This is a genomic window from Cellulosimicrobium sp. 4261 (assembly GCF_040546915.1).
GTDB classification, from domain to species: Bacteria; Actinomycetota; Actinomycetes; order Actinomycetales; family Cellulomonadaceae; genus Cellulosimicrobium; species Cellulosimicrobium cinnabarinum.
In genome coordinates this window covers 27,786-41,528 of sequence record NZ_JBEPOQ010000011.1, presented here as the reverse complement: position 1 = coordinate 41,528, position 13,743 = coordinate 27,786, and the positions used below count along the sequence as shown (strand labels likewise).

General features: G+C 73.4%; 13 protein-coding genes. 9 read left to right on the top strand and 4 right to left on the bottom strand.

Annotated elements, in window-relative coordinates; translation table 11 throughout:
* Positions 1 to 69 precede the first annotated feature (69 nt).
* The 3 genes from ABIE39_RS13950 to ABIE39_RS13940 form a co-directional block, all read right to left on the bottom strand.
* Positions 70 to 648 carry an O-acetyl-ADP-ribose deacetylase gene (locus ABIE39_RS13950; protein ID WP_175009763.1) on the bottom strand — a complete coding sequence of 193 codons (579 nt, stop codon included), beginning with the start codon at positions 646 to 648 and terminating at the stop codon, positions 70 to 72.
* A gap of 25 nt (positions 649 to 673) precedes the next feature.
* Positions 674 to 1,879: a beta-ketoacyl-[acyl-carrier-protein] synthase family protein gene (locus ABIE39_RS13945; RefSeq protein WP_354052215.1), complete on the bottom strand. Its 1,206-nt coding sequence runs from the start codon at positions 1,877 to 1,879 to the stop codon at positions 674 to 676.
* A 242-nt stretch (positions 1,880 to 2,121) separates the two neighbouring features.
* The gene (locus ABIE39_RS13940) at positions 2,122 to 3,216 is read right to left on the bottom strand and encodes an amidohydrolase family protein (RefSeq protein ID WP_354052214.1); all 1,095 of its coding nucleotides are present in this window, start codon (positions 3,214 to 3,216) and stop codon (positions 2,122 to 2,124) included.
* Between the two features lie 194 nt (positions 3,217 to 3,410).
* Here ABIE39_RS13940 and ABIE39_RS13935 point away from each other — a divergent pair, with 194 nt between their 5' ends.
* The 6 genes from ABIE39_RS13935 (at position 3,411) to ABIE39_RS13910 (ending at position 9,526) form a co-directional block, all read left to right on the top strand.
* Positions 3,411 to 4,298 carry an SIS domain-containing protein gene (locus ABIE39_RS13935; protein ID WP_354052212.1) on the top strand — a complete coding sequence of 296 codons (888 nt, stop codon included), beginning with the start codon at positions 3,411 to 3,413 and terminating at the stop codon, positions 4,296 to 4,298.
* A 129-nt stretch (positions 4,299 to 4,427) separates the two neighbouring features.
* Complete coding sequence (locus tag ABIE39_RS13930; RefSeq protein WP_354052210.1) at positions 4,428 to 5,726, top strand: ABC transporter substrate-binding protein; 1,299 nt, start codon at positions 4,428 to 4,430, stop codon at positions 5,724 to 5,726.
* Positions 5,723 to 6,643 carry a carbohydrate ABC transporter permease gene (locus tag ABIE39_RS13925; protein ID WP_354052208.1) on the top strand — a complete coding sequence of 307 codons (921 nt, stop codon included), beginning with the start codon at positions 5,723 to 5,725 and terminating at the stop codon, positions 6,641 to 6,643. Before ABIE39_RS13930 ends, ABIE39_RS13925 begins: the two co-directional genes overlap by 4 nt.
* On the top strand, positions 6,643 to 7,590 hold the full coding sequence (locus ABIE39_RS13920; protein ID WP_354052207.1) for a carbohydrate ABC transporter permease: 948 nt from the start codon (positions 6,643 to 6,645) through the stop codon (positions 7,588 to 7,590). The genes ABIE39_RS13925 and ABIE39_RS13920 overlap by 1 nt, the downstream gene beginning before the upstream one ends.
* The gene (locus tag ABIE39_RS13915) at positions 7,587 to 8,594 is read left to right on the top strand and encodes a carbohydrate kinase family protein (protein ID WP_354052205.1); all 1,008 of its coding nucleotides are present in this window, start codon (positions 7,587 to 7,589) and stop codon (positions 8,592 to 8,594) included. The genes ABIE39_RS13920 and ABIE39_RS13915 overlap by 4 nt, the downstream gene beginning before the upstream one ends.
* Complete coding sequence (locus tag ABIE39_RS13910) at positions 8,591 to 9,526, top strand: 1-phosphofructokinase family hexose kinase (protein ID WP_354052204.1); 936 nt, start codon at positions 8,591 to 8,593, stop codon at positions 9,524 to 9,526. The genes ABIE39_RS13915 and ABIE39_RS13910 overlap by 4 nt, the downstream gene beginning before the upstream one ends.
* Before the next feature lie 12 nt (positions 9,527 to 9,538).
* Here ABIE39_RS13910 and ABIE39_RS13905 read toward each other — a convergent pair whose 3' ends face one another.
* Positions 9,539 to 10,396, bottom strand: a complete 858-nt coding sequence (locus ABIE39_RS13905) for a DeoR/GlpR family DNA-binding transcription regulator (RefSeq protein ID WP_198526183.1) — start codon at positions 10,394 to 10,396, stop codon at positions 9,539 to 9,541.
* Positions 10,397 to 10,538: 142 nt separating this feature from the next.
* On the opposite strand from ABIE39_RS13905, the gene ABIE39_RS13900 reads away from it, so the two are divergent.
* From ABIE39_RS13900 to ABIE39_RS13890, 3 genes are all read left to right on the top strand, one after another.
* Positions 10,539 to 11,855, top strand: coding sequence for an alpha-glucosidase/alpha-galactosidase (locus ABIE39_RS13900; protein WP_354052202.1), 1,317 nt, complete (start codon positions 10,539 to 10,541; stop codon positions 11,853 to 11,855).
* Positions 11,852 to 12,700, top strand: a complete 849-nt coding sequence (locus ABIE39_RS13895) for a class II fructose-bisphosphate aldolase (RefSeq protein ID WP_061269285.1) — start codon at positions 11,852 to 11,854, stop codon at positions 12,698 to 12,700. The genes ABIE39_RS13900 and ABIE39_RS13895 overlap by 4 nt, the downstream gene beginning before the upstream one ends.
* Positions 12,701 to 12,782: 82 nt before the next feature.
* On the top strand, positions 12,783 to 13,718 hold the full coding sequence (locus ABIE39_RS13890; RefSeq protein ID WP_354052200.1) for an endo alpha-1,4 polygalactosaminidase: 936 nt from the start codon (positions 12,783 to 12,785) through the stop codon (positions 13,716 to 13,718).
* Positions 13,719 to 13,743 lie beyond the last annotated feature (25 nt).

Below are 13,743 nucleotides of genomic sequence, written 5' to 3'. Positions count from 1 at the left end.
CTCGCGGGTATCCGGTGGTCCCCCGACCCGACCCTGATCCTCGGGGCGGTGACCCCGAGGGTCGGGGGCTCAGCGGGCGAGGGCGGCCTGGAACGCCGCGAGCGCGCGCGGCGTCGCGAGGGCGAACGTCACCGCCGCGACGCCTGGCCCGGTCCGGGAGGCGTCCGGGTCCCGGCCCGCCGTCGGTCCCGAGGTCTCGTCGAACGGGTCGGGTGCGGACCAGCCGCGGACGGCGTCCACCGCCACGCGCGCGACCTCGTCGACGTCCCAGCCGTACGCGCCCGCGCTGATCGCGGGGAAGGCGACGGTCGAGGCGTCGAGGTCGTCCGCGACGTCGAGCGAGCGGGCGAAGCACGACGCGAGGAGCGCGGGGTCCGTCTCGCCGCGGTAGCGGTTCGGCCCGACGGTGTGCACGACCCAGCGGGCGGGGAGGTCGTAGGCGTCGGTGGCGACGGCGTCGCCCACGGGCAGGCCGTCGGGGAGGGTCGTGCGCCGGAGCCGGCGACACTCCTCCAGGAGCCGCGGCCCGGCCGCGGCGTGGATCGCGCCGTCCACCCCGCCGCCGCCCAGGAGCGACGAGTTCGCGGCGTTGACGATCGCGTCGACGTCGAGCGTCGTGATGTCGGCGAGGCGTGCGTCGAGGTCCATCTCCCCATCGTGCCGGGGGCCAGGGTCAGTCGCGCGAGACCACGACGCTCGAGCTGTGCCCGCCGAACCCGAACGCGTCGACGAGCGCGTGGCGGGCCGACGTCGTGGCCGCCTCCCGGACGACGTCGAGGTCGATCGCGGGGTCGAGGGTGTCGACGTTGAGCGTGGGCGGGACGCGCCCGTCGCGCAGGGCGAGGAGCGCGACGAGGACGCCCAGCGCGCCCGACGCGCCGAGGAGGTGGCCCGTCGCGCCCTTCGTGCTCGTGACGGGCGGCGGCATCCCGAGTGCCGCGCGCAGCGCGTCCGCCTCGTTGACGTCCCCGACGGGGGTCGCCGTCGCGTGCGCGTGGACGAGCCCCACGTCCTCGGGGGCGAGGCCCGCCGACCGCAGCGCCATCGTGATGGTGCGGGCCTGGTTCTCGGGGTCGCCGCCGACGATGTCGTACGCGTCCGACGTCAGCGCCGCACCCGAGACGACGCCGTGCACGACCGCCCCGCGGGCCCGGGCGTGGTCCTCGCGCTCGAGCACGAGGAGCGTCGAGCCCTCACCCATGACGAAGCCGTCCCGATCCACGTCGAACGGCCGGGACGCGCGCTCCGGCTCGTCGTTGCGCGTCGACATGGCGCGGGCCGCGGCGAAGGCCGCGAGCGAGAACGGCTGGACGCCCGCCTCGACGCCCCCGCACACGACGACGTCCGCCGAGCCGGCGAGGATCATCTCGCGACCCATCGTGATCGCCTCCGAGCCCGCCGCGCACGCGCTGATCGGGGCGCGCGCACCGGCCTTGGCGCCGAGGTCGATCGACAGCCACGCGGCCGGCCCGTTGGCCATGAGCATCGTGACGGTGTGCGGGGAGACGCGCCGGTGGCCCTGCTCGTGCAGGACGCGCGACTGGTCGAGCGTCGTCGCGATCCCGCCGTTCGCGGAGCCGACGACGACGGCGAGGCGCGTCGGGTCGACGTCGGGCGACCCGGCGGACGCCCACGCCTCCCGGCCCGCGACGAGCGTGAGCTGCTCCGCCCGGTCGGTACGACGTCGCTCCCGGACGGAGAGCCCCTCGGCGAAGGCGTCGTCGACGCGCGCGGCGATGCGCACGGGCAGGTCGGCCGCCCAGTCGTCGTCGATCGCCCGCACGCCCGGCTCCCCGCGCAGCAGCGCGTCCCACGTCTCGGGGGCGGAGCGCCCGACCGGGGTCACCGCCCCGTACCCGCTGACGACGACTCGTGTCATGGTGTGCCCCTTGCAGCCGAGTCGCCGAGAACGGCGACGGGTGTGGTCGATGGGTCTTATTCCAAGTCATCGCAGCGGGCTTTGTCGCCCTCGCAGGTGTGACGGTGCGCACGCCCACGCCCACGCCCACGCTCACGCCCACGTCCGGACCCACGAGATGCCCGCGGTCGACGCCGTGAACCTCTACCCCTCGCCCACGCGGCGCCTCGCCGCGGGAGGCCGCGCTGCCGTGAGGCGGCGGGTCAGTCCGCGTCGAGCCCGAGCACCCGGCACGCGTTCCCCGCGTAGAGCGCCGGCAGGAGGTGCGCCGGGAGGTCGGCTCCCGAGATGGCCCACCGACCCTGCGGCGGCACGGGGTCACCGGGGGAGTAGGCGAAGTGCTCGTCGGCCGTCTCGAGGAACCGGAAGTGCGTCTCGAGCTGCTCACGCGACAACGGGAACGCGTCGGTGCCGAACAGGACCCGGTCCGGGAAGTCCTCGACGAGCCGACGGAAGCGTCGCGGCTGCCGCCCGAGCTCGCCCAGCCTGCCCGCGATGTCGACGACGAGGTTCGGTGCGGCCCGCAGGAGCCGTGAGACGTGATCCAGGTCCTCGGCGACGCAGCCGACGTGCGCGCCGACGTAGGTGGTCCCAGGAGTCGCGGCGAGCAGACGTCCGAACGCGTCGAGCAGGTGCTCGAACGACGGGAAGCGGGAGCGGTCGGCGAACGACCACGACGGCTGTGCGGTGAGCTCGTCGACGCGTTCGTTGTACCGGTCCGGCGGGTCGAAGAACGCCTTCGGGTCGGCGACGTGGATCAGGACAGGCAGCCCGAGCTCGCCCGCGAGCGCGAGCGTCTCGACGACACGAGGGTCGTCGGGCGCGACGAGCGCGCCGTCGGGGCCGGTGACGGTCAGGCCGAGGTTCTTCCACACCTTGAGGCCGCGCGCCCCGCGCGCCGCGGCGTCGCGGAGCTGCCGCTGCACCTCGCGCTCGCCCCCCACGCGGGCGAGCGCCGTCCAGTCGATCTGGCAGAAGGTGAGGAACCGACCCGGGTGCGCGCGGTCGTACCGGTCGAGGTTGGCCTCGAGCTCGTCGTCCCACAGGCCGTCGAGGTTCACGACCGCGCGCACGTTCGTGCGGTCCAGCAGGTCGAGCAACGCGGGGACGTCGGGCGCGCACCAGTCGGCGGTGAGCCAGCGGCCCAGGTGGTTGTGGACGTCGACGGCGGGCACCGCGGCCCGGGGGACGTCGGTCCGGGGGAGCCGCACGCGGGCGCGGGGCTCCCAGTCGACGAGCCGCAGGTCGGGTGCGGGCGGCGCCGGGGGCGGGCCGGCGTGGTGGAGAGGATCGATCACGTCACGAGCATCGGTCGTCCACGCCCAGATTTCGCGGATGTTACGCGAATCGATCATCGAGAGTGAGTGAACATGCCATTCTGCGTGACTATCGCGCAGATGCTGAGCAGGATCTCTCGCATCGGGTCCGCACCTCGCGGCACCTGACCACCGCTGGACCGGGGTCACGGCCCCGCCGACGACAGGACAAGCACGTGAGCCCGAGCACCGTCACCGAGCGAGAGATCCACAGCCAGCCCGAGGTGTGGGCCAAGGCCCTCGCGGGCGGGCCCACCACCGGCTCCGTGCTCGGCGCACCCGGCGAGCGCGTCCTCGTGCTCGGGTGCGGGACGAGCGCGTTCGTCGCCGAGGCGATCGCCGTCCTCCGGGAGGACGCCGGCCTCGGCGAGACCGATGCCGCGTACGCGTCGGAGTGGCACCCCACGCGTCCCTACGACCGTGTCGTCGTCATCAGCCGCTCCGGGACCACGAGCGAGTGCCTCGAAGCGCTCGCGGCCGTCCCCTCCGGGACACGCACCGCCGCGGTCGTCGGTGTCGCCGGAACGCCCGTCGCCCTCGCGGCGGACGACGTGCTCGTGCTCGACCTCGCCGACGAGGAGTCGGTGGTCCAGACGCGGTTCCCGACCACCGTGCTCGCCGTCGCCCGCCAGGCGTTCGGGGAGAACCTCTCCGGCCTCGTCGAGCAGGCCGAGCAGGCGCTCGCGGCACCGCTTCCCGTCGATCCGGGCGCGTTCGAGCACTTCGTGTTCCTCGGCCGTTCGTGGGCCTACGGCCTCGCGCAGGAGGCGGCGCTGAAGATCCGTGAGGCCGCGCAGGCGTGGTCCGAGTCCTACCCGGCGCTCGACTACCGGCACGGACCGGTCGCCGTCGCGACCGACGCGACGCTCGTGACCCTGCTCGGCGACGACGACCCGGCGCTCGCCGAGGACGTCCGGCGCACCGGCGCGACCGTCGTGCACCTCGACGGGGACCCGCTCGTCCAGCTCGTGCAGTGCCAGCGCCTCGCGGTCGCCCTCGCCACCGACCGCGGCCTCGACGCGGACGCGCCGCGACACCTCACCCGCTCCGTCGTCCTCGGCTGAGGGCGACCCGAGACAGCCCGTCACCGACGGGGTCGCAGTACCCGGACACTCGACGAAGAGACCGCCCAAGAGACAAGGCCGACAATGTTCCGTCATCCCACCCGCCGCCGTCCCGACCGTCCTCTCACCGTGGCCCGGGGAGCCGCCGGAGCGGTCGTCGTCTCCGGCGCGCTGCTGCTCGCGGCGTGCTCGTCCGGGACGCAGGGCGCCACGACCCTCGACCCCGAGGCCGACGTCACGCTCACGTGGTGGACCGGCCAGGCAGACCAGGCCCAGACCATCCTCACGGGCCTCGCCGAGGAGTTCGAGGAGCTCCACCCCAACGTGACGATCGAGGTGTCCTCGGGCGCGCCGTCGACGGAGGACCTGCTGCAGAAGCTGTCGTCCTCGTTCGCGGGAGGCACCTACCCGGACATCTCCTACGCGTTCGGCTCCTGGGCGAGCGAGCTCGCCGAGTCGGAGCGCACGCTCGACATCACCGACAAGGTGAGTGACCCCGACGTCGGCTGGGACGAGTTCTCCGGGGCCGCCCGCGCCACCGCCCAGCCGGACGGCGAGACGACGATCGGCTTCCCGGCCGTCGTGGACAACCTCTCCCTCCTGTACAACAAGACGGTGTTCGACGCCGCCGGCGTGGACTACCCGACCGAGGACTGGACCTGGGACGACTTCCGCGCCGCCGCGAAGGAGCTCACGGACCCCGCGACGAGCACGTACGGCTACGCCTACGGTGTCTCCGGCTCCGAGGAGACGACGTGGCAGTTCTGGCCGCACCTGTGGCAGCGGGGCGGGGAGGTCCTCGACGACTCCGGCACGACCGCGACGTTCGACTCCGACGCCGGCGTGGACGCGTTGACGTTCCTGCGCGACATGGCCGTCGAGGACGGGTCGGTCTACCTCGACCAGACCGACACCAAGTTCACGCAGATCTTCGCGAGCGACCAGATCGGCATGGTCACGTCAGGGCCGTGGACGCTGTACGACCTCCAGGTCGCGGGCACGCAGTACGGCGTCGTCCCGCTGCCGGCCTACGACGACGAGCACACGACGATCTCCGGGGCCGACCTCTGGGTCCTGTTCGACCACCAGGACGCGAACCGCGAGCACTGGTCGTACGAGTTCACGAAGTGGCTGACCGACCCCGAGCAGGACGTGCGCTGGAACGTCGTCTACGGCAACCTCCCGCTGCGCGAGAGCGAGATCGGCTCACCGGAGTTCCAGGCACAGGTCGAGGCGATGCCCGGCCTGGACGTCATGGCGCAGAACAGCGAGAACGCGACGATCCCCCGCCCGACCGTGCCGGGGTACGTCAACCTCTCCGAGGCGGTCGGCACAGCGGTCTCGGAGGTCCTCCAGGGCAAGGGAGAACCGCGCGAGGCGCTCGAGCGGGCCGCCGACCGGTCGGACGAAGCGCTGGCGGACCAGTGACGACGACGATCGCGCCCACCCCCGTCCGGCGGCCCCCGCGGCGCCGCCGGACGGGGGAGGCGCTCGCCGGGTGGGGCTTCGTCACCCCCGCGACGCTCCTCGTCGTCGGCCTGTCGATCTTCCCCGCGGTCTGGGCGTTCCTGCTGTCGTTGCAGGACTGGAACGGCTTCTCCACGCCGGAGCCGGTGGGCGTGGACAACTACCGCCGCATGCTGACCGACGCCGAGCTGGGCGCCGCCGTCGGGCACACGCTCCTGTACACCGCGCTGTTCGTCCCGGCGTCGCTCTTCCTCGGGCTCGGCCTCGCGGTCGCGCTCAACCGCAGGCTCGTCCTGGTCGGGGTCTACCGCACCCTCGTGTTCCTGCCGTTCGTGGTCTCCGCAGCGGCCACCGGCATCCTCACGACCTACCTGTTCAACCCGCAGTTCGGGTTCGTGAACAACGTGCTGCGCGTCCTCGGCCTCCCTCAGCAGGGCTGGCTCGAGAACCCGTCGCAGGCGATGGTCGTCATCACGATCATGTCGTTGTGGGGGCAGGCCGCGTTCACGACCGTCATCTACCTCGCCGCGCTCCAGGACATCCCGGTCGAGCTCGCGGAGGCCGCCCGCGTGGACGGCGCGAACCGGTGGCAGTCGTTCTGGCACGTGACGTTCCCCCAGCTCGCCCCGGTCACGGTGTTCGTCGCCATCTGGCAGACGATCCAGGCGGTCCAGCTCTTCGACCTCGTCTACACGACGACGCGCGGCGGCCCGCTCGGGTCGACCGAGACGATCGTGTACTACCTGTGGAAGGCGGCGTTCAAGGAGCTCGAGTTCGGGTACGCCTCAGCCGTGGCGTACGGGCTGTTCGCCGTGACCCTGCTCATCACCATCGCCGTGACGCTCTACTCCCGCCGCACGAAGGTTGGTGGACTCTGATGCCGACGACCGCTCCCGGCCCCGCTGCTCACGCCGCGGCGCCCGGCGGGCCGCAGGTGGCGCCGCCCGGCGCCCCGGACGGTCCGCTCCCGGCCACCACCACCACCACCGCCACCCCCGCGCCGCGGCGCCGGCGTCGACGCGCCTGGCTGTGGCACCTGCTGCTCGTGCCCGTCGCCGCGCTGTTCGCGACGCCGTTCGTGCAGATGTTCCTCACGTCGCTCACGCCCGAGGCGGAGATCAACCGTTTCCCTCCGCGGTTCTGGCCCTCGCAGCTCACGCTCGACGGCTACGTCAAGCTCTTCACCGAGACGGACGTGCTGCGCTGGACGACGAACACCGTCCTCGTCTCGGTGGTCGCCGTCGCGTCGCACATCGTGCTGTGCTCGCTCGCCGGGTACGGGTTCGCGCGCCTGAAGTTCCCGGGCCGCACGTTCGGGTTCCTCGCGATCATGGCGACGATCATGATCCCGACCCAGCTCCTCATGGTGCCCACGTACGTCCTCTTCGCGCGCATCGGCATCATCGACACCCTCGCCGCCGCGATGGTCCCGTGGCTCGCGTCGGCGTTCGGGATCTTCCTCATGCGCCAGTTCTTCCTGTCGCTCCCGCCCGAGCTCGAGGAGGCGGCCGTCCTCGACGGGTGCTCGCGGCTCTCCACGTTCTGGCGGATCATCCTCCCGCTCGCGCGGCCCGCGCTCGCGACGCTCGCGATCTTCACGCTGCTCGGCTCGTGGAACGACCTCGTCTGGCCGCTCATCGCGATCAACGACCCGTCGTCCTTCACGCTCCAGCTCGGGATCACGAACTTCCAGGGCGCGCGCCGGACCGACTGGTCGCTGCTCATGGCGAGCAACGTCGTCGCGACCCTCCCGCTGGTGCTGTTCTTCCTGTTCGCCCAGCGCCAGTTCATCGCCACCATGACCTTCACGGGAGTCAAGGGATGACCACGCCCCACGCCCTGCCCGCAGCAGCCGACCGGACCGCTGCAGGACCCGTCGTCGTGGTCGGGGACGCGAACGTCGACCTCGTGCTGCGCGGCGACGTGATCCCGCGATTCGGCCAGGCCGAGCAGCTCGCCGACTCCGGCGACCTCGTCCTCGGTGGCTCGGCCAGCATCGCGGCCGCCGGTGTCGCGCGCCTCGGAGTGCCGACGCGGCTCGTCGCGCGCGTCGGCGCGGACGCCTTCGGGACCTTCACCCTCGACGCGCTGCGCGCCGCCGGGGTGGACGTGTCCGCGGTCGAGGTCTCCCACGACGAGCCGACAGGGCTCTCGGTCGTCCTCTCCACGCCGGACGACCGGGCGATCCTCACGGTCCCGGGCACGATCCCGACCCTCACCGGCTCCCACGCGCTCGCCGTGCTCGACGGCTGGGCCGGGCCGCCCGGCGTCGTGCACGTCGCGTCGTACTTCCTCCAGCCGCGTCTCGCCGCGGACCTGCCCGCAGTCCTGGCGTCTGCTCGTGCGCGCGGGTGGACCACGAGCCTCGACACGAACTGGGACCCTGCCGAGCGCTGGACCGGGCTCGCGGACCTGCTGCCCCACGTGGACGTGCTGCTGCCGAACCGCAACGAGCTGCGCGCAGTCGCGGGCGCGCTCGGCGCAGGTCCGCGCGACGCGCCGAGCACCGGCGACCCCGACGTCGCGCTCGCCCGGGCGGTCGCCGCGCGCGGCCCTCGCGTCGTGGTCAAGGACGGCGCGCGCGGCGGGTGGTCCGTGGGACCGGCGGGAGCCGCCGTGCACGCCCCGGGGCTCGCCGTGGACGTGGTCGACACGACCGGCGCCGGAGACAGCTTCGACGCCGGCTACCTCGCGGCCCTCGCGCACGGGATCGAGGACGAGGCCGAGCGGGTGCGCTGGGCGGCCTGCGCCGGCTCGTTGTCGACGCTCGGCCCGGGGGGCACCGGGGCGCAGGCCACGCTGGCCGCGCTGCGGGCCGCGCTCGCATGATCTCCGCGCTCGCCCTCAGCCCGTCGCTCGACGTCACGTACGTCGTCGACGCCCTCGAGGGGATCCAGCGCCCGCGCGAGGTCCGTCGCGTCGGCGGGGGGAAGGCGCTCAACGCGGTCCGCGCCGCAGCGTCGCTCGGTGCCCGCACGACCGCCGTCGCGGTCCTCGCCGGAGGGTCGGGCGAGGACGTCGCGGCGGGGGCGAGAGCCGACGGCGTGGACCTGCGCGTCGTGCCGGGTGAGCACCCGACGCGCACGTGCGTCTCGGTGCTGGCCGCGGCGACCGGTGCGCTCACCGAGATCTACGAGCGTGCCGTCCCGGTGGGGCCGGGCACGCTCGACCGTGCCGTCGGGCTCGCGCTCGACCTCGCCGCGCGCCGGGGCGGGTGGTGGCTGCTGTCCGGCGGGCTCCCCGGCACCATCGCGCCGAGCGTGGTCGGCACCGTCGTCGGTCGGCTGCGGGCGGCGGGTGCCCGCGTCGCCGTGGACAGCCACGGTCCGGCGCTCGCGGGAGCCGTGGGGGAGGGGCCGGACCTGGTCAAGGTGAACCGGGTCGAGGCGGCAGAGCTGCTGGGCGTCCCCGCGGACACCCCGGGTGCGGGGCTCGTCACCGGGCTCCGCGACCGGTCGCGCGGACTCGTGGTCGTCACGGACGGCGCGGAGGGGGCGTGGGCGAGCGACGGCACAAGCGTGCTGCGCGTCCGGCTCGAGGGCCACGTCGGCCGCTTCCCGGTGGGGAGCGGCGACTCCTTCCTGGGCGGGATGCTCGTCGCGCTCGACGGCGGGGCGTCCCTCGCCGAGGCGGTGGCGCTCGGTGCCGCCGCGGGCACGGCCAACGCCCAGGTCCCCGGTGCGGCAGTCCTCGACGCGGCCCTGGCTCGCCGTCTCGTCGGCGAGGCCGCGGTCGAGACCGTGGCGCTCCCGGTGCCCTAGAACCCTGCGGGGTCAGCGCGGTGCGGCCGGTCCCTCGGCCGGCCGCACCGCGGCGACCGGACCGTCGTCGGCCACGACCTGGACGTCGACGCCAGCAGCCGCGATCGCGTCGAGGGCCGCGGGGTCGGCGGACGAGTCCGTCACGAGCACGTCGATCTCCTCGAGATCCGCCATCTTGGCGAGCGTCACGCGCCCCACCTTCGACCCGTCCGCGACCACGACGACGCGCTCGGCGTGCGCGACCATCGCGTGGTTGGTGCGCGCCTCGGTCTCGTCGTGCGTCGTCGCACCGCCGCGCACGCTGATGCCGTCGGTGCCCAGGAACGCCGTGCCGACGTTGATCGCGTTGAACGTGTGCTCGGCGAGCACGCCGACGGCCTCCAGCGAGCTCGACCGGACGAACCCACCCGTCATGATGACCTGCAGGTTGCTGCGCGCGGCGAGCTCGGTCGCCGTCGTCAGGGCGTTCGTGGCGATCGCGAGGTCGGGTCGCGTCGCGAGGGCGCGCGCGACGGCGGCCGCCGTCGTGCCGCCGCTGATCGCGACGGAGTAGCGCCCCGGCGGGAGCAGCCCGGCGGCGTGCTGGGCGATGCGCAGCTTCGCCTCGCGGAACCGGGAGTCGCGCAGCAGCACCGGGACCTCCGTCGTGGGGTCGAGGGCACGCACCCCGCCGTGCGTGCGCAGCACCAGGCCCTGCTCCTCCATGTCCGCGAGGTCGCGCCGCATCGTGGCCGAGGAGACGCCGAGCTCACGGACCAGCTCCGTGAGGCGCGCCGTGCCGTGCTCGTTGACGTACGTGAGCGCCCGCATCATGCGGTCGCTGCGCTTGTGGGAGATCGCGCGGGGCGCGGCGTCCGGTGCGACAGGCATGCGCTTCCTTCCGGCGGTTGCTGGGTGAAGTGTGGGTCTCTCTCTCCCGGACGAGGCAAATCGCTCAATCAGAGTGAGTGTTATCGGCGGAATCTGATCGTATTCTTGCACAGTGCGCTCGACGACGCCGAGGATCGTCGACATGGTCAGCATCGCGTTCGTCGGCGCCGGGAGCGTCGTCTTCACCCGCCAGCTCGTCGCCGACATCCTGCGCTACCCGGAGCTCGCCGACGCGCGCCTCGTGCTGCACGACATCGACCCCGAGCGGCTCCGCGTCGCCGAGGGCACAGCGCGTCAGGTGAGCCGCCACCTCGGGGCGTCGGCCACCGTCGAGGCGTACGCCGACCGTCGCCGGGCTCTCGACGGGGTCGACTTCGTCGTCAACATGATCCAGGTCGGCGGCATCGACGCGACGTTGAAGGACCTCGAGATGCCCGCGCGCCACGGCCTGCGCCAGACCATCGGCGACACGACCGGCGTCGGTGGCGTGTTCCGCGCGCTGCGTACGTTCCCGGTGCTCGAGGGCGTCGCGACCGACATGCGCGAGCTGTGCCCGCAGGCATGGCTGCTCAACTACACGAACCCGATGGCGATGAACGTGTGGTGGGTCTCCACCGTCGCTCCCGACCTCAAGGTCGCCGGGCTCTGCCACTCCGTCTACTGGACCGCCCACGACCTCGCAGAGCTCGTGGGCGTCCCGGTGGGGGAGACGCGGTACCGGGCCGCGGGCGTCAACCACCAGGCGTGGCTGCTCGAGTGGGAGCACGAGGGCGAGTCGCTGTACCCCCGGCTGCGCGAGACGATCCGCCGCGACCCCGGGCTCGAGCGTCGCGTCCGGGTCGAGATCTTCCGCCGGCTCGGCTACTACCCGACGGAGACGAGCGAGCACTCCTCCGAGTACGTGTCGTGGTTCCTCCGCTCCGACGAGCAGATCGAGCGCTACCGCCTGCAGCCGCTCGAGTACGTCGGCATCAGCCGGGAGAACGTCGCGGAGTTCGAGGCGGCGCGGCGCGCGCTCGCCGCCGGCGAGGACCTCGCGCTCGAGGACGGCGCGAGCGAGTACGCGCCCCAGATCATCCACTCCCTCGTGACCGGCACGCGGCGCGAGGTGCACGTCAACGTCCCCAACCACGGCCTGGTCGACAACCTGCCCCAGGATGCGGTCGTCGAGGTCCCGGCGGAGGTCGACGGCGACGGCCTGCGCCCCGTGCCGATGGGCTCGCTCCCGGCACAGTGCGCGGCGCTCAACCAGCCGTACGTCTCCGTCGCGGCGCTGACCGTCGAGGCGGCGCGCACCGGCGACCCCCGGCTCGTGCGCCAGGCCGTGCTCATGGACCCGAACGCGTCCTCGACCCTGACGCCCGCGCAGATCTGGGCGCTGTGCGACGAGCTCGTCAGCGCGCACGGCGACCTGCTCCCCGAGCCGCTGCGCGCCCTCGTGCCGGCGGGTGCGCTGTGACCCTGGCCGCGACGGGCAACCTCGTCGCTGCGGCGGCGCGCGACGGCGGCGCCGTGCTCGCGTTCAACGTCATCACGCTCGAGCACGCCGAGGGCATCGTCGCCGGCCTCGAGGGCGCCGGGGCTCCCGGCATCCTGCAGATCAGCGAGAACGCCGTCCGCTACCACGAGGGCCGCATGACGGCGCTGGTCGCGGCCTGCCGCGAGATCGCCGTCGCGGCACGCGTCCCCGTCTCGCTGCACCTCGACCACGTCCAGGACGTCGACCTCGCGCGCCAGGTCGTCGACCAGGCGTGGCGACTCGGGATCACGTCGATCATGGTCGACGCCGCCCACCTCGACTACGCGGACAACGTCGCCACGACCCGCGACCTCACCCGGTCCGCGCACGACACCACGCTGTGGGTCGAGGCCGAGCTCGGCGAGATCGGCGGCAAGGACGGCGCGCACGCGCCGGGCGTGCGCACCGACCCCCACGAGGCCGTGTCGTTCGTCGCCGCGACCGGCGTCGACGGGCTCGCCGTCGCCGTCGGCAGCTCGCACGCGATGACGAGCGCGACCGCGGAGCTCGACCTCGACCTCGTCGAGCGGATCGCCGCCGAGGTACCCGTCCCGCTGGTGCTGCACGGGTCGTCCGGTGTCCCTGCCGCGATGCTGCGCGACGCCGTCGCACGCGGGATCCGCAAGATCAACGTCGGGACCGCGCTCAACGTCGGCTACACGCGTCAGGTGCGAGACTTCCTCGACGCGCACGACGCCGTCACCGACCCCCGCACGTACCTCGCCCCGGCGCGGGGGGCCGTGCGCGACGCCGTCGACCGGCTCTGCACGCAGGTGTTCGCCTGACACCTCGAATCGTCCGGCATCTCCTGATCGGCACCCCCACCATGGCGCGCGGGCAGCGTGTCACGACGAGAGGAACGAGCACATGAGACGAACGACGACCGGCCTGGCACTCGGCTCGGCGCTGGTGCTGGCCGCGTGCGCGGGCAGTCCTGCCGTCGGTGGCACGAGCCCCGTCCCGGACACGTCCCGCGCGGCCGGGACCGACGCGACGGCCTCGGCGGCCGTCGATCTGCCGCCCACGAGCGGGATCCTCGACTACCAGCTCGGTGGTGCGTACGACCAGGTCGACGCCGGTTCCGGTCCGGTGACCCCCGACGTCGTGGTGCGCGACGCGACGGCGACGCCGCTCTCCGGCGCGTACAACGTCTGCTACGTGAACGGCTTCCAGACGCAGCCCGACGACGCCGACCTGTGGCTCGCGCACGAGGACCTGCTGCTGCACGACGCCGACGGCGTCCTCGTCGTCGACCCGGACTGGCCGGACGAGTTCGTGCTCGACCCGTCGTCCGCGGCGCAGCGCGAGGGGATCCTCGACATCCTGGGTCCGGTGGTCACCGGCTGCGCGGACGACGGGTTCGACGCGGTCGAGATCGACAACCTCGACACCTGGACCCGGTTCGCCGAGATCGACGAGGCCGGCGCGCACGCGCTCGCCACGGCGTACGTGGACCTCGCTCACGACGCCGGGCTCGCGATCGCGCAGAAGAACGCCGCGGAGATCACGCAGGTCGCGCACGACGACCTCGGGTTCGACTTCGCCGTCACGGAGGAGTGCGCCGTCTGGGACGAGTGCGCCGCGTACACCGGCGTGTACGGCGACCACGTGCTCCAGGTCGAGTACCCGGGCCCGCTCGCGGCCGAGGGACTCACGTTCGCCGACGCGTGCGCCCTGCCCGACCGTGCGCCGCTCACGGTGCTGCGCGATCTCTACCTGGTCCGGCCGGACACCGACGTCAGCGGCTTCGACCCGGTCGAGGAGACCGGCGAGCCGTACTCGTACGTGTTCGCGACCTGCTGACACGGGGCGGCGGGCGGCGTACACG

Bases quoted from the DNA above. Each gene is read 5' to 3' on its own strand.
- ABIE39_RS13900 (WP_354052202.1), top strand. From the start codon at position 10,539: ATGGTCAGCATCGCGTTCGTCGGCGCCGGGAGCGTCGTCTTCACCCGC.
- ABIE39_RS13920 (WP_354052207.1), top strand. From the start codon at position 6,643: ATGCCGACGACCGCTCCCGGCCCCGCTGCTCACGCCGCGGCGCCCGGC.
- ABIE39_RS13915 (WP_354052205.1), top strand. From the start codon at position 7,587: ATGACCACGCCCCACGCCCTGCCCGCAGCAGCCGACCGGACCGCTGCA.
- ABIE39_RS13910 (WP_354052204.1), top strand. From the start codon at position 8,591: ATGATCTCCGCGCTCGCCCTCAGCCCGTCGCTCGACGTCACGTACGTC.
- ABIE39_RS13890 (WP_354052200.1), top strand. From the start codon at position 12,783: ATGAGACGAACGACGACCGGCCTGGCACTCGGCTCGGCGCTGGTGCTG.
- ABIE39_RS13905 (WP_198526183.1), bottom strand. From the start codon at position 10,396: ATGCCTGTCGCACCGGACGCCGCGCCCCGCGCGATCTCCCACAAGCGC.
- ABIE39_RS13950 (WP_175009763.1), bottom strand. From the start codon at position 648: ATGGACCTCGACGCACGCCTCGCCGACATCACGACGCTCGACGTCGAC.
- ABIE39_RS13945 (WP_354052215.1), bottom strand. From the start codon at position 1,879: ATGACACGAGTCGTCGTCAGCGGGTACGGGGCGGTGACCCCGGTCGGG.